20 protein-coding genes and 1 tRNA gene are annotated in these 20,432 nt (G+C 59.9%); 14 read left to right on the plus strand and 7 right to left on the minus strand.

Going from position 1 to position 20,432, the window contains the following annotated elements; all coding sequences use genetic code 11:
* The first annotated feature begins 3 nt into the window (after positions 1–3).
* Positions 4–903 carry a LysR family transcriptional regulator gene (locus RGR602_RS04140; RefSeq protein WP_039844061.1) on the plus strand — a complete coding sequence of 300 codons (900 nt, stop codon included), beginning with the start codon at positions 4–6 and terminating at the stop codon, positions 901–903.
* 89 nt (positions 904–992) lie between these two features.
* Positions 993–2,378, plus strand: a complete 1,386-nt coding sequence (locus RGR602_RS04145) for an IS1182 family transposase (RefSeq protein WP_039844062.1) — start codon at positions 993–995, stop codon at positions 2,376–2,378.
* A gap of 652 nt (positions 2,379–3,030) precedes the next feature.
* Here RGR602_RS04145 and RGR602_RS04150 read toward each other — a convergent pair.
* Together RGR602_RS04150 and RGR602_RS04155 are read right to left on the minus strand one after the other, a co-directional pair.
* The gene (locus RGR602_RS04150) at positions 3,031–4,413 is read right to left on the minus strand and encodes an alpha/beta fold hydrolase (protein ID WP_203226182.1); all 1,383 of its coding nucleotides are present in this window, start codon (positions 4,411–4,413) and stop codon (positions 3,031–3,033) included.
* 168 nt (positions 4,414–4,581) lie between these two features.
* Positions 4,582–5,478 (minus strand): LysR family transcriptional regulator, encoded by an 897-nt coding sequence (locus RGR602_RS04155; protein ID WP_039844063.1) that lies wholly within the window; start codon positions 5,476–5,478, stop codon positions 4,582–4,584.
* 96 nt (positions 5,479–5,574) lie between these two features.
* On the opposite strand from RGR602_RS04155, the gene RGR602_RS04160 reads away from it, so the two are divergent.
* Positions 5,575–5,895, plus strand: a complete 321-nt coding sequence (locus tag RGR602_RS04160) for a nuclear transport factor 2 family protein (RefSeq protein ID WP_039844064.1) — start codon at positions 5,575–5,577, stop codon at positions 5,893–5,895.
* The gene (locus RGR602_RS04165) at positions 5,895–6,674 is read left to right on the plus strand and encodes an SDR family oxidoreductase (protein ID WP_039844065.1); all 780 of its coding nucleotides are present in this window, start codon (positions 5,895–5,897) and stop codon (positions 6,672–6,674) included. The genes RGR602_RS04160 and RGR602_RS04165 overlap by 1 nt, the downstream gene beginning before the upstream one ends.
* 20 nt (positions 6,675–6,694) lie before the next feature.
* Here RGR602_RS04165 and RGR602_RS04170 read toward each other — a convergent pair whose 3' ends face one another.
* The gene (locus RGR602_RS04170) at positions 6,695–7,162 is read right to left on the minus strand and encodes a MarR family winged helix-turn-helix transcriptional regulator (RefSeq protein ID WP_039844066.1); all 468 of its coding nucleotides are present in this window, start codon (positions 7,160–7,162) and stop codon (positions 6,695–6,697) included.
* Positions 7,163–7,306: 144 nt separating this feature from the next.
* On the opposite strand from RGR602_RS04170, the gene RGR602_RS04175 reads away from it, so the two are divergent.
* Complete coding sequence (locus tag RGR602_RS04175) at positions 7,307–8,089, plus strand: alpha/beta fold hydrolase (protein ID WP_039844067.1); 783 nt, start codon at positions 7,307–7,309, stop codon at positions 8,087–8,089.
* Between the two features lie 170 nt (positions 8,090–8,259).
* On the plus strand, positions 8,260–9,888 hold the full coding sequence (locus RGR602_RS04180; RefSeq protein ID WP_039844068.1) for a GMC family oxidoreductase: 1,629 nt from the start codon (positions 8,260–8,262) through the stop codon (positions 9,886–9,888).
* 312 nt (positions 9,889–10,200) lie between these two features.
* On the opposite strand, the gene RGR602_RS04185 is transcribed toward RGR602_RS04180, so the two are convergent.
* The 3 genes from RGR602_RS04185 to RGR602_RS04195 all read right to left on the minus strand — a co-directional run bounded on the left by RGR602_RS04185 (position 10,201) and on the right by RGR602_RS04195 (position 11,097).
* Complete coding sequence (locus RGR602_RS04185; RefSeq protein ID WP_203226183.1) at positions 10,201–10,422, minus strand: hypothetical protein; 222 nt, start codon at positions 10,420–10,422, stop codon at positions 10,201–10,203.
* Positions 10,419–10,865 (minus strand): DUF6538 domain-containing protein, encoded by a 447-nt coding sequence (locus tag RGR602_RS38060; RefSeq protein WP_223843971.1) that lies wholly within the window; start codon positions 10,863–10,865, stop codon positions 10,419–10,421. The genes RGR602_RS04185 and RGR602_RS38060 overlap by 4 nt, the downstream gene beginning before the upstream one ends.
* 158 nt (positions 10,866–11,023) lie before the next feature.
* Positions 11,024–11,097, minus strand: a tRNA-Gln gene (locus RGR602_RS04195).
* Positions 11,098–11,345: 248 nt separating this feature from the next.
* Here RGR602_RS04195 and RGR602_RS04200 point away from each other — a divergent pair.
* From RGR602_RS04200 to RGR602_RS04210, 3 genes are read left to right on the plus strand one after another with little or no spacing between them, the layout of a single operon-like run.
* A complete protein-coding gene (locus RGR602_RS04200) occupies positions 11,346–12,920 on the plus strand; it encodes a Ppx/GppA phosphatase family protein (protein WP_039846638.1) in 1,575 nt (524 codons plus the stop codon).
* 7 nt (positions 12,921–12,927) lie between these two features.
* Positions 12,928–13,647 (plus strand): RlmE family RNA methyltransferase, encoded by a 720-nt coding sequence (locus RGR602_RS04205; protein ID WP_039844069.1) that lies wholly within the window; start codon positions 12,928–12,930, stop codon positions 13,645–13,647.
* Between the two features lie 58 nt (positions 13,648–13,705).
* Positions 13,706–14,089 carry a VOC family protein gene (locus RGR602_RS04210; protein ID WP_039846639.1) on the plus strand — a complete coding sequence of 128 codons (384 nt, stop codon included), beginning with the start codon at positions 13,706–13,708 and terminating at the stop codon, positions 14,087–14,089.
* A 6-nt stretch (positions 14,090–14,095) separates the two neighbouring features.
* Here RGR602_RS04210 and RGR602_RS04215 read toward each other — a convergent pair whose 3' ends face one another.
* Positions 14,096–15,517 (minus strand): DHA2 family efflux MFS transporter permease subunit, encoded by a 1,422-nt coding sequence (locus tag RGR602_RS04215; RefSeq protein WP_039844070.1) that lies wholly within the window; start codon positions 15,515–15,517, stop codon positions 14,096–14,098.
* Between the two features lie 523 nt (positions 15,518–16,040).
* Between RGR602_RS04215 and guaB the strand changes: the two genes are divergently transcribed.
* From guaB to RGR602_RS04240, 5 genes are all read left to right on the plus strand, one after another.
* On the plus strand, positions 16,041–17,525 hold the full coding sequence (gene guaB, locus RGR602_RS04220; RefSeq protein WP_039844071.1) for an IMP dehydrogenase: 1,485 nt from the start codon (positions 16,041–16,043) through the stop codon (positions 17,523–17,525).
* Positions 17,526–17,527: 2 nt separating this feature from the next.
* The gene (locus tag RGR602_RS04225) at positions 17,528–18,088 is read left to right on the plus strand and encodes a hypothetical protein (RefSeq protein WP_039844072.1); all 561 of its coding nucleotides are present in this window, start codon (positions 17,528–17,530) and stop codon (positions 18,086–18,088) included.
* A gap of 67 nt (positions 18,089–18,155) precedes the next feature.
* Positions 18,156–18,575, plus strand: coding sequence for an MAPEG family protein (locus tag RGR602_RS04230; protein ID WP_039844073.1), 420 nt, complete (start codon positions 18,156–18,158; stop codon positions 18,573–18,575).
* 83 nt (positions 18,576–18,658) lie between these two features.
* Positions 18,659–19,531: a dienelactone hydrolase family protein gene (locus tag RGR602_RS04235; protein ID WP_039844074.1), complete on the plus strand. Its 873-nt coding sequence runs from the start codon at positions 18,659–18,661 to the stop codon at positions 19,529–19,531.
* Positions 19,532–19,801: 270 nt separating this feature from the next.
* Positions 19,802–20,431, plus strand: a complete 630-nt coding sequence (locus RGR602_RS04240) for a TetR family transcriptional regulator (RefSeq protein ID WP_039844075.1) — start codon at positions 19,802–19,804, stop codon at positions 20,429–20,431.
* Position 20,432: the final 1 nt, after the last annotated feature.

Genomic DNA, 20,432 nt, shown 5'->3' on the forward strand with positions numbered 1-20,432 from the left:
CCGATGCAGCGCGAGGACGTGAAGGATCTGCTCTGGTTCCTCGAGGTGGCGAAGGAGCAGAGTTTCACAAAGGCCGCCGCGAACCTCGGCACGTCGCAGTCGACGCTCAGCCACGCCATCAAGCAGTTGGAGGCTCGCCTCGGCGTCCGTCTCCTGACAAGAACGACCCGCAGCGTCGCCACGACGGAAGCCGGGGAACGCCTGTTCAGGTCGATCGCTCCACGCTTCGATGGGATCGAAGCGGACCTTACAGATCTTGTCGCCTTCCGCGAAAAGCCGTCCGGCACCGTCCGGCTGACCCTGTCGGATCATGCCCTGCAGACGACGGTATGGCCGAAGCTGGCCCGCGTCCTCGCTGGCTACGCCGACCTCAAGGTCGAACTCTACGCCGACAACGGGATGCGCAACATCGTGGAGGAGCGCTTCGACGCGGGCGTGCGGCTGGGAGAGAGCGTCGACAAGGACATGATCGCCGTGCGGATCGGTCCCGACTGGCGGCTTCGCGCCGTCGCCTCGCCGAAATATCTTGCGGCCTACGGATCTCCGACGACGCCGCAGGATCTTGTGGGGCATGTCTGCATCAACACACGCCAGGCGACATGGGGTGGATTCTATGCATGGGAGTTTGAGAAGGACGGTCGGGAACTCCGGGTCAGGGTTGACGGCCAGCTCAGCTTCAACTCCTCCATCGTCCAGATAGACGCCGCCTTAAACGGGTACGGGATCGCATATATCCCGGAAGACCTCGTCGAAGAGCACATCGCCGCGGGGAAGCTGCAGCCGGTTCTGGACGACTGGAGTCAGCCGTTCACCGGCTACCATCTCTATTATCCCAGCAGACGTCAGATGTCGCCGGCCATGGCGGTGGTCGTAGACGCTCTTCGACATCGCGGCGGAGCTTGAGTCTCGGCTTCCGTTAGCCTGTTTTGGGCGGATATTGTTGATTTAGTCGGTGGTTGATCTCGTTACTGCTTCGAGAGGAGAGCGCAACGATGATGGGGATGCAGTCGGAACCGGCGCAATTGTTTTACGATTTCTGCCTGGATGATCACCTCCCCGACGAACATATGCTGCGCGGCATCGATCGTTTCCTCGACTGCGGCGATATCCGCAGAGAGATGAAGCCATTTTACAGCTCAATTGGCCGGCCTTCGATTGATCCAGAGCTGATGATCCGGATACTGCTCGTTGGCTATTGCATGGGCATTCGTTCTAAGCGGCGTCTGTGCGACGAGGTCCATCTCAACCTTGCCTATCTCTGGTTCTGCAAACTCGGTCTCGACGGCAAAGTGCCTGACCACTCGACCTTCTCACGCAACCGCCATGGCCGCTTCCGCGACAGCGATCTTCTCCGTCATCTGTTTGAGACTGTCGTCAAGCGATGCATGTCAGAGGGCCTGGTGCGTGGCGAGGGCTTTGCCGTGGACGCAAGCCTGATCGCCGCCGACGCTAACAAGCAGCGCTCTGTTTCCGGTGAGGAGTGGGCCGCGCCAAACGACGAGGATGCCGCGCGTGCGGTCAGGGAATATCTGGAAAAGCTGGATGATGCCGCCTTTGGAGCGGCCTCGGAGGTGACGCCGAAGTTCATCTCTGCTGCCGATCCGGCCGCGCAATGGACCGGGGCGCACAAGGGCCATGCCTTCTTCGCCTATGCCACCAATTATCTGATCGACACCGACAATGCCGTCATCCTGGATGTCGAGGCTAGTCGTGCCATCCGCCAGGCCGAGGTCGGCGCTTCCCGCACCATGATCGAGAGGACAGAGACAAGCCTTGGGCTCAAGCCAGAATGGCTTGTGGCCGACACCGCTTATGGATCGGCCCCAAACCTTGCCTGGTTGGTAAAGGACAAGAAGATCACGCCGCACATCCCGGTCTTCGACAAGTCGAACCGCACCGATGGCACGTTCTCACGGGCCGACTTCACATTTGATGCGGATGCAAACCACTACATCTGCCCGGCGGACAAGCTGCTGGTGCAATTCCGGCGTACCTACGACAAGCCGCGGACCGGCATCACGAAGGCCGGAACCAAGCTTTACAGGGCCAGCAAGAAGGACTGTGCGGTCTGCGATCTGAAGCCAAAATGCTGCCCGAACATGGTCGCTCGAAAGGTTCCGCGCGACGTCAATGAGGATGCCCGCGATGTGGCCCGTGCGTTGGTTGGAACGCCGGAATACGAGCGCGCACGACATCTCCGCAAGAAGGTCGAGATGCTGTTCGCTCACCTCAAACGGATATTGAGGCTCGGGCGGCTGAGACTGCGAGGTCCACGCGGTGCGCGTGACGAGTTTCTGCTGGCCGCCACCGCGCAAAATCTACGAAAGCTCGCAAAATTGCGACCTCTCGTGGCTCCAACCAACCCGATCGCGGCATAGGGAGCATAGAAATGCGGGCCACGCCACCTACCACCAGCACCGAAGCTCGATAAACGAGGCACTACCCGACGGAACCATCAGCTATGAGACGGCAGACACGTTGAATCCGCGACTAAATCAACAATATCGGCCGATTGCGGACCTCAATCCAAACACGAGCGCGCCAGTAAAATATGTTGCCGCGGCCAGTAAGGTTCTCGACGTCGTGGCGGACCGCCATGGGGTATTTGCCCTTGCCTGCCACCTGCTATACCGCCACGCAGTTTTCGCGTGGGCATCACCTGTGGGCACCAGTTCTGGTGCATCAGGTCGCCAATGATGCCAAAACGATATCCAGCACGACTAGAAAATCAAGGAATTAAGGGGATTTAGAGAGAATTGGCTGGGGAGCCTGGATTCTCACATGATTTCAATGACTTAGCGAAATCGCCTTTGAATTCCCTATATTTTCCCGCCGCGAGCGACCGTGGATGCCACCTTTGTGCCCGGCTTTGGGCCTCAGTCAACCGGTGTGCAAAACGGTAATAATTTCCGCTCTTGGGGCGTAAAGCGGACCTCGCACGTCAGGGTGTTAAGGTCCGAATCGCGTGGATAGCAGAAGTTCAAAGCGAAGCCGCTGAAAAGCCGCTTTGCGCGCCATAGCGGCCATATTTCACTGGTTGTACGCTGTCAGGAACCTGGAGTACTCGTCAAAGAACTGTTCGAAGGCAGCCGTGTCCTCCATGAGCACATGATTGTTTCCAGGAAGCTCAACGAAGGTCGCGTTAGGAATAAGCGTAGCCATGAGACGCCCTTCCTCTATCGGCGCGACGCGATCGCCGATGCAATGCAGGACCAACGTCGGAACATTGACCTGCTTCGCCAACTCCGTCACATCGACCGTGCTGTTCATTTTCCAGATCCGCATCGCCGCTTCCGGACTCGTAGCAATGCGCTGAAGTTCGTCGAAATTCGCAGCCATCTCGGGCTGAGCGTCGGGCATGAAGGTTGTTGTAAAAAAATGCCTGAAGACTGGATTGGTCGAGCCCCAGCCGTCGCGGATCATCATCGTCCCGAGTTTATAAAGGTGCTTTTGGTCCGGTTGCGTCCGCTTGAGCCGACCCCGAAGAAATCCGCCCAAGAGGACGAGGCAGGTCACCTGCTCGGGATTCTCCACGGCGTAGCGGACACTGAATGAGCATCCTTGCGAAATGCCGAGAAGCGCGAACCGGCTCAGTCCAGCAGCGGCTGCGACGGTCGACATGTCGCCAGTCATTGCCCCCTCGGATACAGCTTCGACGCCCCAATCCGATAGGCCATTTCCCCGCTGGTCGAATCGTACCAGCCGGCACAGCCTCGCCAACCTGACCAGCCATGGGTGCCAGATTGGACTGCGCCATTCATACTCCAGATGGTTCAGCCAATTCGGTGCCTTCAGCACCGGCATCCCTTGGCCAATACTGGCCCACGCGATCTGCACTCCGTCTGGGGCAGTGGCGAACTGTACCTGTTGTTGCTGCGCAGCTTTGGGAAGCTCCGAGCTAGGCAGCGAAGCGTCGGGTGTCCACTGCCAAACCCGGATGGGGCGGGAGATATTCTTCACCCGCTGGTTGCCCATGTCGCGAAAAGGCACTTTGATCTTATCCGCGACCGCTTGATGTACAATGTCGGAGATGCAGATGCCGCCTGGCTTCGCCAGCCCCTCAAGGCGGGAAGCCACGTTGACGCCATCGCCGAAGATATCTCCATCCTCGAAGAGGACATCCCCGAGATTGATCCCGAGGCGGTAGAGAATGCGGCGTTCTTCCGGTGACGCTCCCTCACGGTCCGCCATAGCCACTTGGATGTTGATGGCGCAGCGGACGGCATCCTGTGCTGAAGCGAATTCGACCAACATCCCGTCGCCCGTGGTCTTGACGATGCGGCCTCCACGAGTTGCGATCTGCGGATCGAACAACTCCGTGCGGTGCACCTTCTGACGCGTAAGGATATCTTCCTCATTTTGCTCCATGAGGCGGCTATAGCCTGCCATGTCGGCGGCCAGAATCGCGGTCAAGCGACGTTCCACAGAGCGCGTCCCCATAGTTTCAGCCAGATATCACACTACCACATGTCGGCGATCGGATTAAGATTGAGCGCAAGTGCCGAGCCTTTGAGAAAATGCACATCGTAATGCGACGACCGGCTGAACGGCCGCATCGGGCTTGCAAACGAACATAAGAGCTCACTGTCGCGAGAGCTCACGCGCAAGTTCCAAGAACGCCCTCACCCCGGCTGACAGATTTCGGCGCCCAGGGTAGTAAAGGCAAAGCCCCGGATATGGTGGCGTCCAGTCTTCCAGTACACGGACGACGCGCCCCGCCTCAATGTCCGGGAAAATGTCTTGCTCGAAGATGTAGCCTATACCGGCGCTTTCCAGGACAGCGGTTCTTGTGAGGCCAGCCTCGTCCAGGGATATCGGACCGCGTGCATCGATTTGCACCTGCTCCCCGTCCTTCTCGAAACGCCACCGAAACGAGGAGCCATCGGGCAGGCGAACGCGAATGCATCGATGGCTGAGAAGGTCGGGAGGGACCACCGGCTTCCCATGCCTCTCGAAGTATTCAGGAGACCCAACCACAGCATGTCGCTGGGGGTGGCCGAGCGAAACGGCAATCATGTCGCTGGGAACGAGGCCCGCAACCCTAACCCCCAGATCAAACCCGTCCTTGACGATATCAACCATCTTTCCTTCAGTTACAATATCGACATTCATGTCGGGATAGCGGCGCAGGAACTCAAGCACGAGCGGTGAGATGATGGCGCGAGCCGCAAACGGCGCCGCGTTGATCCGTATTGTTCCGGAAGGTGTCTCACGTTGCGCACGCACCGAATCCAAAGCGGCATAGAGATCCTGGAGCGACGGCGCCACCTGCTGCACAAAGAGCCTGCCGGCATCTGTGAGCGACACGCTGCGTGTGGTGCGGTTGAACAATCGCACTCCCAGCCCCGCCTCAAGCCTGCCGATTGTGTGGCTCAGCGCGGTCGTGGACATGTCGAGATCGATGGCCGCTGCACGGAATGTCCCACGCCGGGCAATAGCAATAACCGCTTCAAGTTCTTTCAGGCTGGTCTGTTCCATTGTCCCGGTCTGTTCATTACCGCATGCCGGTTTATCCCACTTATCTACGCAATGGTCGAGCGCTAACTATCGGGTCAACCAGTGAGGAGAAACACAATGGATATGCCCGATATCGTGAACATGTACTTTGACGCTGAGAGCGGCAGCAACGCGGATGCGCTGTCGGACACCTTTGCGATCGAAGCCGTTGTCGAAGATGAGGGATCGCGCCATCAAGGCGTCGTCGCAATCCGTGAATGGTGGGTGGCAGCGAAGAAGGCGACTCAGTACGTTTCTGAACCTTTGGAATCCACCATTGACGGCAACAGAGTGCTCGTCCGAGCCAAAGTTAGCGGCCAGTTTCCCGGCAGTCCGGTGACGCTCTCATATGCCTTCACCATCAAGAACGGCAAGATCGCTAAGCTGGAGATCCGGTGATGACAGACTTTCTCAACCTGAGAGGCAAACGAGCCCTCATCACTGCTGGAACCAAGGGCGCCGGGGCTGCGACCGTCAGCCTGTTTCGGGAACTCGGCGCGCAGGTGTTGACGACCGCGCGGGCGCATCCTGAGAACCTGCCGGAGGAATTGTTTGTCGAGGCCGACCTCACGACTGAAGAGGGGTGCGCGGCCGTCGCGGACGTTGCGCGTCAACGTCTCGGCAACATCGATATCATCGTTCATATGCTGGGTGGCTCGTCAGCAGCCGGCGGTGGTTTTGGGGCGCTAACTGATGCCGAGTGGCACAAAGAAATGTCGCTCAATCTTTTTCCCGCTGTTCGACTCGATCGCGAATTGGTTCCAGACATGGTCGCACGCGGAACCGGTGTGGTTGTGCATGTCACGTCCATCCAAAGAGTGCTGCCTCTCCCGGAAGCGACTACCGCTTACGCTGCAGCCAAGGCAGCACTCTCGACTTATAGCAAGGCCATGTCCAAGGAGGTGTCGCCCAAGGGCGTCCGCGTCGTGCGAGTTTCTCCGGGTTGGATCGAAACGGAAGCGTCCGTCCACTTGGCCCAGCGCTTGGCGGACAAGGCGGGCACGGACCTTGAGGGTGGCAAGAAAATTATCATGGATAGCTTGGGTGGCATACCTCTCGGGCGCCCGGCCAAGCCGACGGAAGTCGCAGACCTGATTGCCTTCCTGGCATCGGATCGCGCTGCATCGATCACTGGTACCGAATACACCATCGATGGAGGAACGGTGCCAACAGCTTAGGAACGAGACGCCTTCACGGATCAAGCGGGTGCGTCCCAGCCGCCGATCTGTGAATAGATGGCGTCGCGGAGATGCCGGACATCGCGATTCAAGGATGCCAACTCCTGAGGCGTCTGTGTAGAGGTTGCGAGCAGGGTGTCGCTGAGGCAGCCGGCCCTGTGCTGCAACGTGCGTCCCTCGTTCGTCAATGCAACGACAACCTGCCGTTCATTGCTCAGATTTCGTGTCCGTCGCAGCAAACCCGATGCTTCAAGACGCTTCAGAAGTGGCGTAAGCGTGCTGGATTCCAGAGCGAGGGTATGGGCGATGGCACCAACCGTCTGCTCGTCCTCACGCCAGAGGACGTTGAGCACGAGGTACTGCGGATAGGTCAAGCCCAGTTGGTCGAGCAATGGCTTATAGGCGCGCTGAATAGCGATGCCCGCGGTGTAGATTGCGTAGCAAAGCTGATCATGAAGCGCTGGTGGATCGTTATGCCGTTCGGTCATTTGTAAACTCCTATCGGCTCAGAAATAGCAAATGATACCGCAAAAAACAATATCGCGATAAATGATGTTTGACACGGAAAATGAAATCTGCCAGCTTATAGTTACCGCGATAACAGTTATCGCATACACAAAGAGGAGAAAGCCATGACCACCAGGACCATATTGGCCGCCGTCGCAGCCGCAGCCGCAATATCCGCCGCAGTGCCTGCGAACGCTGCGGACATAATCCGTGAAAACCAGACCGTGAAAAACGTTGTACTCGTTCACGGTGCCTTCGCCGATGGCTCTGGCTGGAGGGGCGTCTACGACAATCTCACGAAGCGCGGATATCGCGTCACCGTCGTCCAGAATCCGTTGACCTCCCTCGAAGACGATGTTGCCGCCACCAGGCGCGCAATCGAACGACAGGATGGTCTCGCCATTCTGGTAGGCCATTCATGGGGTGGTACAGTCATTACGGAAGCCGGCATCGATGCGAAGGTCGCGGGGCTGGTCTACGTCTCCGCGCTGTCACCGGACGCAGGCGAGACGACGGCCCAGCAGTATGAAGGTTTTGCCCCTGCAACGGAATTCGTCATCGAGACCACGAAAGATGGTTTTGGTTATGTCAGCCCCGAAAAGTTCAAGGCGGGATTTGCGCATGACGTTAGCGACGCCGACGTCGCCTTCATGCGGGACGCGCAGGTCCCCATCAACATGTCGGCGTTCGGCACGAAGCTGGAAAACGCTGCTTGGCGAACCAAGCCAAGCTGGGCTGTCATCGCCACCGAAGACAAGGCATTCGACCAAGCCATGCTGATCCATATGGCAGAGCGGATTAAAGCCAAGATTACCAAGGTTTCAGCAAGCCACGCGCTGTTCATGACGCAGCCGACGGTGGTGGCGGACACTATCGACGAGGCCGCGAAAACTGTTTCGGCGCAGTAAGGATGATCATTCGAGCTTTATCATCGGGACAGGCATCCCTGTTCCGATGATTGCTTGCTGGAACGTCCTCAAACCGTCGATCTCCAATTGAGATCGATTGCGCCTTTGAGCCGTTAGCGCGCACCGCCATTTCTCACAATTTAAGCTCATCAATTCACAAAGGTAACCCCGTGGATCAGAATACGCATGACCTAAACCGACATGAAAATCCGGCACCAACACGTCATGAGGTTTCAGACGATTTTGATTTTATCGTATGTGGAGCGGGCTCCAGTGGTTCAGTGATTGCCGCTCGACTGGCAGAATGCGGAGACGCCCGCGTCTTGCTTCTTGAGGCAGGCGGCGATGACGTAGCCGAGTCTGTTAGAGACCCGGCGCAATGGCCACTCAATCTCGGCACGAGCCGTGACTGGGGTTTCGTTGGAGAGCCGGCGCCTGAGCTCTGCGGTAGGCGGCTTCCTCTCAGCATGGGCAAGGGTCTGGGCGGCGGCTCGAGCATCAATGTCATGGTCTGGGCGCGAGGCCACAAGGAAGACTGGAATCATTTCGCGGCCGAAGCGGACGATGAAGCCTGGGGCTATGAATCGGTTCTCGGCTACTATCGGCGGATCGAAGACTGGCGCGGCCCGCCAGATGCTGTGCGCCGCGGCGCTGGAGGGCCGGTTTATGTCGCCCAGCCACGTTCGCCACAGCCCATCGCGGAGGCTCTATTGAACGCTGCATCGGCGATTGGCATTCCGGTATTCGACACTCCGAACGGCGAACTGATGGAAAGTGCCGGAGGTGCATCGATCGCGGAACTGCGCATCCGGGATGGCAGGCGGGAGTCCGTATTCGGATCCTATGTTCGTCCGCTCATGTCACGACCAAACCTTACGGTCCTCACCGACGCGTTGGTCACGAGCATCATCTTCGATGGCAAACGGGCGACAGGCGTTGAGGTTCTCGTCAACGGTCAGCGGCGTGCGTTCACTGCGCGATGCGAAACGGTGTTGTCGCTGGGTGCGATAAACACGCCAAAGGTGCTGATGCAGTCAGGCATTGGCCCGAAGGATGAACTGAAAGCTCACGGGATACCTGTCGTGCAGCATCTCCCTGGTGTGGGTCGAAATCATCAGGATCATCTCGCGTTCGGCTGCACGTGGGCATATCGAAAGCCGGAGGGCGTCGGTGGGGGAGGTTGCGAAGCAAAACTCTTCTGGAAAAGCGACTCTCGCCTCTCTCAGCCGGACATTCTTCAGTGCCAGTTGGAGTTCGCCGTACCTTCGCCGGCGGAAACAGGTCTGGAAACCCCGGCGCATGGCTGGACGATGTTTTCAGGGCTTGCGCAGCCGAAAAGCCGTGGCCGGCTGAGGCTCTCCGGCCCCAATACAAACGACCCTATCCTGATTGAACCAAATTCTCTCAGTGAGCCGGAAGACATGGCTGCCGCCTTGGCCGCGGTTGAGCTGTGCCGCGAACTCGGAAACAGCGACGCCTTCACGCCGCTGGTCACGAGCGAGGCAGCTCCGGGCACACGCGACCGGGCAGGGATGATCGATTTCATCCGAAAGTCGGCCGTCACTTACTGGCACCAGTCCTGCACGGCCAAAATGGGACGCGACAGCATGTCCGTGGTCAATAACGAGCTCAAGGTCTACGGGATTGAAAGTCTTCGTATCGCAGATGCCTCGATCATGCCGCGTATCACCACCGGAAACACGATGGCACCGTGTGTCGTCATCGGAGAGCGCGCAGGCGATTTGATCAGGAAGACGCATGGTCTTGCTGTCTTGAGTGGTGTCGCTCCATTCGCCTGAAGATGCTTTAGAAGAGCTCGGCGGTCAGCATACACTGGCGGTCGAGCTCTTTGCGCCCTCTTGGGTCAACCGTTCGGCGTGTTCAAGACCTTCTACGAGCACCTCATAGATGAGCGCTTACTGAGTTGTGCTCAGCATATTGACGGCAGTGTCGCGCACCCAATCGGGCATTGAGCCTCAGAGATAGAGCCCGGAAAAGCAGACAGTCACTTCCGAAATTGTCGAAGTGCAGGAGGAAGCCAAGTCGCCGCAGAAAACCTGCGGTATCCGACGAAAAACATCGATTCGCCCTCGATTTGACCTCCGGCATAACTAAGTAGCGACCAGTTCGGCGATTTTAGCGGCGACTTCCGCCATCGGCTCCTCGGCAGTATTCAGCCCGGCTCGGGAGGCTAGCAGGAGGCTGACCTGTTCAAGCTCTTCATAGGTCGTTCCGTGAACGACCGGGACGAGCCGCTCTCGCCGGAGTAGCGCCGAAAGCTCTTTGTCTGCGATGCGTTCTGCCGGGAGGCGCCGCAACAGAGCCGGGGTCACCAAAACGATACCGACCGCGAATTCACCAAGCCCTTGTCGATCGCCCGCATCATCGGCGCCCGAGGCGAAGGCTTCTGAAAGTCGGTTGTGGCCCTGAGACGACCGACATGAGGTGAGCGACGGAGTGGTATATATGCTAGGCTCTGGCCGACAGCGGAATGACAGCTACCGGCCCTCTCGAGTTCCTTGTCCCGCTCATGCTCGAACAGGATCTGGAGCTGCTGTTTGGTGGTCATCGCGTCCTTCGAATTCATCTTCAGTTCGGCCAGCCGGGTGTTGAGCTTCCGGCCGATGATCTGAGCCTTTCTATGGTCCGAACAATGAAGGCTGAGTGAAAGACGGCTACCCGGACGGCAGTGAACGAATGCGGCGGGGATGCGCGGCCGCCAGTAAAAGATGTTTCCGCGGCGGATCAGATTCTCGACCTCGTGGCGCACGGCCATGACGAATACCCTGTCTTCGCCCGAAGGATCGGCTGCAGCGCATTGCGCGCCTGGGCATCACCTGTGGGCACCAGTTCTGGGCATCAGGTCGCCATTGATGCCAAAACGGGATCCGGCACGACTGGAAAATCAAGGAACTAAGGGCTTTTAGGGAGAATTGGCTGGGGAACCTGGATTCGAACCAAGATCGACGGAGTCAGAGTCCGCTGTTCTACCATTGAACTATTCCCCAGCAGCGCGCGGCCGGCAAAGCGGCTCCGCTGGTGTGCGGCGCTTATAAACAAAAGCCGGAGGAATGCAAATACCTGTTTTGGAAAAATTTCTGCTCCCTAATCGGGTGAGGTCGAGCGGGTCTCAAATTCTGAATCCAAAAAGAATTTGGCGATTTTGCATCGCGCTGGTATTCTCGCGGCAACGCAAAAATCTAATGAGCGCCTGCTGCATACCGTCATGGACTTGCGCGGCGCGTGGAAAACGAACGTGGAAGACCCCGAAGGCGGCGCAAAGCCGCAATTTGACGGGGCGTCAGCGGCAGTGCGCAGGGACGGCAAGAAATCCCGGCGCCGAAAGGGCAAACGGGGCGGTCAGTCCCGCAACGCGCCTCATGCCGCTTCGCAGGCCTCCTCCGAGACATCCGGAGAGGCAGCGCGCCCGATGGAAGCTGCAGCCGGGAACCCGGCCCGCAAGCGCAAACGCCGCCGCGGTAACGGCGGCCAGCGGCATGACGGCGCATCCCCAGCGATCCAGCAGCATGAAAAGCCGGCTTCGGCCGCGCAGGCCGATGGCGACGCTTCATCCAGCCGCCGCAACCGGCGCAAGCACCGCGGGAAGCGCGGCCTGCAGGGCCGTCCGCTGGCGCCTGGCAAGCCGGTCGGCCAGCCGGGGATCGCCGCCCAGCCTGCCGCCATTGCCCGGGATCCTGCCATTGCGAGAACCCCAACAACGGCCAAGGCCAATGGGCATTCCGAGCCTCGAAACGATGGCTTCAATCGCGGCGGCCGGCCGCCTGAACGCGAGCGCCGCGATCAGGGAGCCGAGCATCCCTGGCCGGACGAACTTTATGCCGCGCTCGACCTCGGCACGAACAACTGCCGCCTGCTGATTGCCCAGCCCACCCGGCCGGGCCAGTTCCGCGTCGTCGATGCCTTTTCGCGCATCGTGCGCCTCGGCGAGGGGCTTGCCGCGAGCGGCCGCCTTTCCAACGAGGCGATGGACCGCGCCGTCGATGCGCTACGCGTCTGCGCCGGAAAGCTGAAAAGCCGCGAGATCCGCCGCATGCGACTGATCGCCACCGAAGCCTGCCGTCAGGCGGCAAATGGCGCCATTTTCCTAAATCGCGTCGTTGCCGAAACCGGCCTCGAACTGGAGATCATCGACCGCGAAACGGAAGCCCGCCTTGCGGTATCCGGCTGTTCGTCACTGGTCGGCCGCGAAACGCGTTCCGTCGTGCTTTTCGATATCGGCGGCGGCTCCTCGGAAATAGCGGTCATCCGCATCGGCGAGAATCGGTTCAGCCGCCTTGCCAATCACATCACTCACTGGACCTCGCTGCCGGTCGGCGTCGTCACGCTTTCCGAGCGCCACGGCGGGCAGCATGTGACGCCGGAGAGCTTCGAGACCATGGTATCGGAGGTGGGGGGCATGCTTGCGCGGTTCGACTGCCCGGAAATCGAGGTCGCACATTCCGGCGATTTTCACCTGATCGGCACGTCCGGCACGGTGACGACGCTGGCGGGCGTCCACCTCGACCTGCCGCGCTACGACCGCCGCAAGGTGGATGGCATCTGGCTTTCGGATGACGAGGTTTCAGCCATGCAGGCGAAGCTTCTTTCGTGGGATTTCGACAGCCGCGCCGCCAATCCCTGCATCGGGCCGGACCGCGCTGACCTGGTGCTCGCCGGCTGTGCCATTCTGGAGGCGATTCGCCGCCGCTGGCCGAGCCCGCGCATGCGCGTCGCCGACCGCGGCTTGAGAGAAGGCCTCTTGACCGACATGATGGCGGACGACGGCGTCTGGCGGCGCCATCGAAACCGCCGCGGCCAGCGCGCAAGGTAGGGACAGAATGACCAAGGCACCGATCGCGGGCAACCGCACCGGCCGCAAGCTCGGCCAGCGCGTCAAGAAGAAGAAGCTCAAGGCCTCCTCGCGGCAATGGCTGCAGCGCCATATCAACGATCCCTACGTGCAGCGCGCGCAGCTTGAGGGTTACCGGGCGCGGGCTGCCTTCAAGCTTCTGGAGATCGACGAGAAGCACAATATCCTCAAAGGCGCCCGCCGCATCATCGACCTTGGCGCCGCACCGGGCAGCTGGTCGCAGATTGCCGCCAAGGTGACGGGCTCGACCGACGAGGATGTCCGCGTCGCGGCCATCGATTTTCTGGAAATGGCGCCGCTTCCCGGCGTGAAGATCCTGCAGCTCGACTTTCTCGATCCGGACGCGCCGACGAAACTGATGGAAGCGGTCGGCGGTACGCCGGATCTGGTGATGTCCGACATGGCCGCCCCCACGACCGGACACCACCGCACGGACCATCTGCGGACGATGCATCTCTGCGAAGTTGCCGCGCATTTTGCCGTCGACGTTCTGGGCGAAGGCGGCCATTTCCTCGCCAAGACCTTTCAGGGGGGCACGGAGCGTGAATTGCTCAACATGCTGAAGCAGCATTTCCGTCAGGTGGTGCACGTCAAACCGGCTTCCTCACGTGCCGAATCGGTCGAGATGTTCCTGCTGGCGAAGAGCTTCAAAGGCCGCAAGCCGGTCACGGACGCTGTGGGAGCTTGATCTTTGGCTTCGTCTGTGGCGATGATGGCGGCTTGCAGGATTGGAATACCACGATCTGATGCTACTCTACGTCACTCTCGGAACCAATGACATCGAGCGCGCCCGGCGCTTCTATGACGCCGTTCTGCCGGTGCTCGGTTACAAACTTCAGCGTCTCTCTGACGAGGAGATCGGCTACTCCGCCGATGGCGACACCCGCTCGCGCCTCTGGATCGTCACGCCGTTCAACCGCCGCCGTGCCGCCGCCGGCAACGGTTCGATGATCGCCCTCAGCGCTGAAACGCGCGCGGATGTCGATGCGTTCTATGCGGCGGCCCTCGCGGCGGGCGGTACTGATGACGGCAAGCCCGGCTTGCGCTCCTATCATGCGAATTTCTACGCCGCCTATATCCGCGATCCCGACGGCAACAAGCTTGCCGCCGTCTGCGAAAAGCCAAAATAGCAGGGCTTATTTCACCGCTTGTTGCTCGGTCTCGATGGCTGGGCCGATCCGCTTGGCGCGATGGCCCGAAACCAGCGCCCCTGCATTCCTGTCCATGCGAATGAAGGGGATCGTCGCCACGACCGTCAGTCCGGCGATGACGTAGAAGGCCAGATGGAAGTCGGCGACCTGCAGTGTCTCACCGCGGAAATAGATGGATGCCTCGAGGATCGCTGCTGCCACGGCAACGCCGAGCGCGAGGCTGATCTGCTGCATCACCGAGCTCATCGATGTGGCCTGGCTCGCTTCTCGATCCTCAATGTCCGCAAAGGCCAGCGCGTTCACCCCGGTGAACATGAACGAGCGCGAGAATCCGCCGATGAGCAACACCGTGATGATGACGAGATGCGGCGTTGCAGGCGTGAAGAAGCCCGTCGTGATTGTGACGATCGTTGTGACCGCGGCTGCCGAAAGAAGCGTCGTGCGAAAGCCGGTGGCGGCGAAAACGCGCCGTGCCATGAATTTGGTAGTGATGGCGCCGATTGCGCCGGAAAAGGTGATGAGGCCGGATTGGAACGGTGTCAGGCCAAAGCCAAGCTGCAGCATCAGCGGCGTCAGGAAGGGCATGGCGCCGACGCAGATGCGAAACAGGTTGCCGCCAGTCGTAGCAGTGCGGAAGGTCGGGTTGCGGAAGAGGTTCAGGTTCAGGATCGGGGCTGGGTGGCGCTTGGCGTGACGCACATAAAGGTAGCCGCAAAGGAAGCCGGTCAAGGTGGATGTGACGCCGATTGCCGGCGGCAGCGCCGGAAGGCTTACGACGGACAGGCCGAAAACGACACCCGCGGCGGAAAGTGAGGTCAGCATGAAGCCGGTGAAGTCCAGTTTCGGCGGCATGGTTGCTTCAACCTCCGGCAGAAAGATTGTTGCAAGCCAGACGCCGATGATGCCGACAGGCACGTTGATCAGGAAGATCCAGTGCCAGCTGAAATAAGTGGTGATGAAGCCGCCGAGCGGCGGACCGGCGAGCGGACCGACAAGGGCGGGAATCGTCAGCAGCGCCATGGCGGAAACCAGTTCGCTCCGCTGGGTGGTGCGTAGGAGAACGAGCCGGCCGACCGGCGTCATCATCGCACCGCCCATGCCTTGCAGGAAGCGGGCGAAGACGAACTCGACCAGATTGGAAGATACTGCACAGAAGATCGAGCCGATGACGAAGACGCAGATCGCAAGCCGGAAGATGCGCTTGGCGCCGAACCTGTCGGCCATCCAGCCGCTGACGGGAATGAAAACCGCAAGCGACACCATGTAGGAGGTCAGCGCCAGCTTCAGCGTGATCGGCCCGACATTCAGGTCGCTGGCGATCGCGGGCAGGGCGGTCGAAATGACGGTGGAATCCATCTGCTCCATGAAGAGCGCGACGGCGAGGATCAGCGGAACAATGCGGTTCATAGGCAAAAGCCTTGGGCGACTCTTGGGAGGATGGCTCGGGGCCCGTGCTGTGTAGTCCCAGTTGCCGCCTCTGCCAATCCCTGAAACTGCGGGAGCTGCGGGTTTGCATCACGTGTGCGTGACGCGGCGGTTCCCGGCAACTTTTCCGTTCAAAATCGACCCAGGTTCAAGCCGCCGCAGCAAGAATCCCGGACGGCAAAAGGGGTCTGCGCGGCGCGACCACCGGCGTTATTGGAAAGTGGATATATGGCAGTTTCGTTGGCAATGAAGCGGCCACGCTTTTTGATGCAGGCCTTTTTAAGAACGAGCTACCTTTCGTGCTGAAGACTGTCAGTTGGACATCTGATCCAGGCGCAAGGCAGCCATTGCGCGCCCGGTGCATGCGCCAGGCGTTTTGCTATTCCCTTCCTGTCATAGACGTGTTACGAGCCCTCGCCAACTTCCAAAGCAACCCTTGCACACCGCCGGTGCGGACGATTCGTTCCGGGTGGGTCGCATTTTTCTTAATTGAAGGAAATTGGCCATGGCTCGCATCATAGAAACGGCAACCGGAGCGGACGCGCTCACCTTCGACGACGTGCTCTTGCAGCCCGGTCACTCCGAGGTCATGCCCGGTCAGACGAACATCGCAACGCGCATCGCGACCGATTTCGACCTGAACATCCCGATCCTCTCTTCCGCAATGGATACCGTCACCGAAAGCCGATTGGCGATCGCCATGGCGCAGGCTGGCGGTCTCGGTGTCATTCATCGCAATCTAACCCCGATCGAGCAGGCCGAGCAGGTTCGGCAAGTCAAGAAGTTCGAAAGCGGCATGGTCATCAATCCGGTGACGATCGGCCCGGATGCGACGCTTGCCGAAGCGCTGTCTCTGATGAAGACGCACGGCATTTCCGGCATTCCGGTCGTTGAGAAGTCGGGCCGTCTCGTGGGCATCCTGACCAACCGTGACGTCCGCTTTGCCTCCGATCCGGCCCAGAAGGTCCACGAACTGATGACGAAGGATAATCTCGTCACGGTCAAGGAGAACGTCGATCAGCAGGAGGCCAAGCGCCTGCTGCATTCGCACCGCATCGAAAAGCTGCTGGTCGTCGATCCGGAAGGCCGCTGCGTTGGCCTCATCACCGTCAAGGATATCGAAAAGTCGCAGCTGAACCCGAACGCTTCCAAGGATGCGCAAGGCCGTCTTCGTGCTGCCGCCGCCATCAGCGTCGGCGATGATGGCTTCGAGCGTGCCGAGCGCCTGATCGAAGCCGGCGTCGATCTGCTTGTCGTCGATACTGCGCACGGCCATTCGCAGCGCGTTCTCGATGCCGTCACCCGTGTCAAAAAGCTGTCCAACTCGGTTCGCATCATGGCCGGCAACGTCGCGACCTCGGATGGCACCAAGGCACTGATCGATGCCGGTGCGGATGCCGTCAAGGTCGGCATCGGCCCAGGCTCGATCTGCACGACGCGCATAGTCGCCGGTGTCGGGGTGCCGCAACTCGCCGCCATCATGTCGGCTGTCGAAGCCGCGCGCGCACTGGATATTCCGGTCATCGCCGACGGCGGCATCAAGTTCTCGGGCGACCTTGCCAAGGCGATGGCTTGCGGCGCTTCTGCCGTCATGATCGGCTCGCTGCTCGCCGGTACCGATGAAAGCCCGGGCGAAGTCTATCTCTATCAGGGCCGCTCCTTCAAAGCCTATCGCGGCATGGGATCGGTCGGCGCCATGGCGCGCGGCTCGGCAGACCGCTACTTCCAGGCGGAAGTCCGCGACACGCTGAAGCTCGTGCCGGAGGGCATTGAAGGCCAGGTTCCTTATAAGGGTCCGGTCTCCGGCGTCCTGCACCAGCTCACGGGCGGCCTGAGGGCAGCGATGGGTTATGTCGGCGGCAAGGATATCAAGGAGTTCCAGGAACGCGCGACCTTCGTGCGCATCTCCGGCGCCGGCCTTCGCGAAAGCCATGCCCACGACGTGACGATTACCCGCGAGAGCCCGAATTACCCGGGCGTAGGCGCCTGATCGTGACTGCGGGCAGCCGGATACCCTCCCGGATGATCGGGCTGCTTGCCATTCTCTGCCTCGCAGTGCTGGCATGGACGACCTTCGGCTTCGTCCTGCCATTCCGGCATGAAACCGGAGCAATGGTGCTCGACACCTATTTCACCGGCTATGATCGGCCTACGGTTGCCGCCATGCAGCATGTGCTGAGCGACAACGATGTCGCGCGTGCGCTGCTGCGGAGCATGTATCTTGGTCCGGAGCTCGTCCTGCCGGCGCTGGTGATGATGCTTCTCTTCACGATTGTTGTGAAGCTCCAGCCGGGCGGCAGCTATTTCGGCAAACCGATGCATCCAGCGTTCATCAAGGCGATCTACGTTCTGCCGTTCGTCTACTGCTTTGCCGATTATGCCGAGAATCTCTCCAGCCTGATTGCTTTCGGTGACAGCGGCGCCGCGGCATCCGCCGCCGCTTTGCTGCCCTGGATGACAAAGCTGAAATTCGCAACACTCGCCGTTTCGGCAATCGTCATCCTTCGTTTCGTCCTGATCCGTCTGACACCCGGCGGTGTCGACGGGCGATAGGCTGGAAAGTGCCGGAGCTTTCCTCTACTGCTTTGAAAAATATGAGAGAAGCCGCAGAGGAGACATTATGACCGGCTACGAAATGTTTTGGCCCATTATTGCCCACGTCGCGCTGGTCAATGGCCTCTACATGCTGCTCAGCGTTCGCCGCCGCAAGGCGGTGGAAGCCGGCAATGTGAAGCTTTCGGACTATCGCGAAAACCGCAGCGAGCCGCCGGAAAGCCTTTTCGTCAAGAACAGCATCGCCAATCAGTTCGAGCTGCCGGTTCTCTTTTATGTCTGCTGCATCTTGCTCTACATCACCGAGGCCGACAATCTGGGCGCCCTCGTGCTCGCCTGGATCTTCGTGGCGTTGCGGTATGCCCACGCTTTCGTGCATGTGACGAGCAACCGCATGCGCTTGCGCAGTCCGCTCTTTGCTGCCGGATACGTCGTGCTTGGTGCCATGTGGGCGTGGCTTGCCGGCTGGTTGGCCTTCAGCGGGTAACGCAGTTTTGTTCCTGCGTTATCGTCGGCTGGCCTATCTTCTCTCATCGGGCTTTGGCTCGGCGAGGAAAAGAGGAGGTTCACATGGACAAGCCGGAAATCACGCAGGCGATGATCAACGCGTATGACGAATACACGCATCTGACGCTCGACCGCCGCAGCTTCATGGACAAGCTGACGAAACTTGCAGGATCGGCAGGTGCTGCCGCCGTCATCGCACCGATGCTTGCGGCAAACAAGGCGAGCGCGGAAATGGTCCCGGCCAACGACGAGCGGCTGAAGGTGCAGGATGTCAGTTATCCCGGCGGCAGCGGCGAGATGAAGGGCTATCTGGTCGAACCGAAAGAGGCATCCGGAAAGCTCGGCAGCGTTATCGTCATTCACGAAAATCGCGGCCTCAACCCGCATATCCGCGACGTCGCCCGGCGCATGGCGCTGGAAGGCTTCGTGGCGCTAGCTGCGGATTTCCTGTCGCCGCTCGGCGGTACGCCGGAGAACGAGGATCAGGCGCGGGAAATGTTTGGCAAGCTCGAGCCGGCCGAAACTGTCGCGAATGCCGAAGCAAGCCTCAAATACCTGAAGACGCTTCCCTCCGCCAATGGCAATGTCGGCGCCGTCGGCTTTTGCTGGGGTGGCGGGGTCGTCAACAATTTCGCGACGCAATCGCCGGAACTGAAGGCAGGCGTCGCCTATTACGGTGCGCAGCCGAAGGATGGCGTGCCGAACATAAAGGCGGCGCTGATGCTGCACTATGCCGGTCTCGACGACCGCATCAATGCCGGCATCGAGGCCTACAAGAAGGAACTGGAAGCAAACGGCAAGAGCTTCCAGATCTTCGTCTACGACGGCGTCAACCATGCCTTCAACAACGACACGTCCTCGGCGCGCTACGACAAGAAAGCGGCCGATCTTGCCTGGAGCCGCACCGTCGAGTTCTTGAAGAAGAGCCTGGCCTGATCAGGATGCAACCGCCGCTTTCGTGCTCTTGAAAAACAGCACGGCCACAGGCTCGATGCGATCCGTGCACAGCCGGCGGCTGCCTAATAACTGATCCACAGCTTTGGGCGACCAAATCGGGGCTTATCACCCCGATTTTCATATGCTTTCTGGCGTCTGTTAAAATGCGAGCTTTTCGATTTACGGCGCATGAATACCTGCATGCCATATCGCTCGGATGCGCCGGGTTGAGCCATCTTCCGCCGCTCAACGATAATTCATGGGAACGATATGAGCGCGCAGGGTATGGATCGCATCGGCCTTCGCCGGAAGCCGAAGCAGGAACGCAGCATCCAGAGACTTGATCTGATCCTCGCCGCCGCCGCAGAGCTGATCGCGCAAAAGGGCGTCAGCGCCATGCGCATGACGGAGCTCGCCGCTGCCGCCAAGGTGCCGATTGGCTCGGTCTATCAATATTTCCCTGAAAAGGCGGCGATCGTCAAAGCGCTCTTCGACCGGCATGCGGCCGCAGTCCAGGCGAAAACGGCCGTCATGTTCTCCAACGTCGAGTCCCTCGATGAAGCACTGGATCTGATCTCGGTGATGATCGACTGGTACTATAACGAATACCGCAACGACGCCACCTATCTCGGCGTATGGATGGGAACGGAGACCGACCAGGATCTCTTGCAGCTCAACATCGAGCACAGCAATCGCGTGGCCGAGATTTTCCTCGAGGCGATAAAACGAATCGCCCCGGAGATGCCGGAAGTCGATATGCAAGCGCGCACTTACCTTTTCAGCCACCTGATCGGCGCGTCGATCCGCCTCGCGGTCAAGAGCGAAGAAAAGCTGGCAAAAAGGATGCTGGACGAATGGAAGCACGTCATCCGCGCTTCGCTTTTCGCCGAGGCGGCCTGAA

Source organism: Rhizobium gallicum bv. gallicum R602sp, from assembly GCF_000816845.1.
Taxonomy (GTDB): domain Bacteria; phylum Pseudomonadota; class Alphaproteobacteria; order Rhizobiales; family Rhizobiaceae; genus Rhizobium; species Rhizobium gallicum.

What these genes read in the sequence shown, in the direction of transcription:
- RGR602_RS04155 (WP_039844063.1), bottom strand. Translation starts at nt 5,478, where the DNA reads ATGGAACAGACCAGCCTGAAAGAACTTGAAGCGGTTATTGCTATTGCC.
- RGR602_RS04160 (WP_039844064.1), top strand. Translation starts at nt 5,575, where the DNA reads ATGGATATGCCCGATATCGTGAACATGTACTTTGACGCTGAGAGCGGC.
- RGR602_RS04230 (WP_039844073.1), top strand. Translation starts at nt 18,156, where the DNA reads ATGACCGGCTACGAAATGTTTTGGCCCATTATTGCCCACGTCGCGCTG.
- RGR602_RS04170 (WP_039844066.1), bottom strand. Translation starts at nt 7,162, where the DNA reads ATGACCGAACGGCATAACGATCCACCAGCGCTTCATGATCAGCTTTGC.
- RGR602_RS04215 (WP_039844070.1), bottom strand. Translation starts at nt 15,517, where the DNA reads ATGAACCGCATTGTTCCGCTGATCCTCGCCGTCGCGCTCTTCATGGAG.
- RGR602_RS04210 (WP_039846639.1), top strand. Translation starts at nt 13,706, where the DNA reads ATGCTACTCTACGTCACTCTCGGAACCAATGACATCGAGCGCGCCCGG.
- RGR602_RS04175 (WP_039844067.1), top strand. Translation starts at nt 7,307, where the DNA reads ATGACCACCAGGACCATATTGGCCGCCGTCGCAGCCGCAGCCGCAATA.
- guaB (WP_039844071.1), top strand. Translation starts at nt 16,041, where the DNA reads ATGGCTCGCATCATAGAAACGGCAACCGGAGCGGACGCGCTCACCTTC.
- RGR602_RS04165 (WP_039844065.1), top strand. Translation starts at nt 5,895, where the DNA reads ATGACAGACTTTCTCAACCTGAGAGGCAAACGAGCCCTCATCACTGCT.
- RGR602_RS04205 (WP_039844069.1), top strand. Translation starts at nt 12,928, where the DNA reads ATGACCAAGGCACCGATCGCGGGCAACCGCACCGGCCGCAAGCTCGGC.
- RGR602_RS04145 (WP_039844062.1), top strand. Translation starts at nt 993, where the DNA reads ATGATGGGGATGCAGTCGGAACCGGCGCAATTGTTTTACGATTTCTGC.
- RGR602_RS04235 (WP_039844074.1), top strand. Translation starts at nt 18,659, where the DNA reads ATGGACAAGCCGGAAATCACGCAGGCGATGATCAACGCGTATGACGAA.
- RGR602_RS04140 (WP_039844061.1), top strand. Translation starts at nt 4, where the DNA reads ATGCAGCGCGAGGACGTGAAGGATCTGCTCTGGTTCCTCGAGGTGGCG.
- RGR602_RS04240 (WP_039844075.1), top strand. Translation starts at nt 19,802, where the DNA reads ATGAGCGCGCAGGGTATGGATCGCATCGGCCTTCGCCGGAAGCCGAAG.
- RGR602_RS38060 (WP_223843971.1), bottom strand. Translation starts at nt 10,865, where the DNA reads ATGGCCGTGCGCCACGAGGTCGAGAATCTGATCCGCCGCGGAAACATC.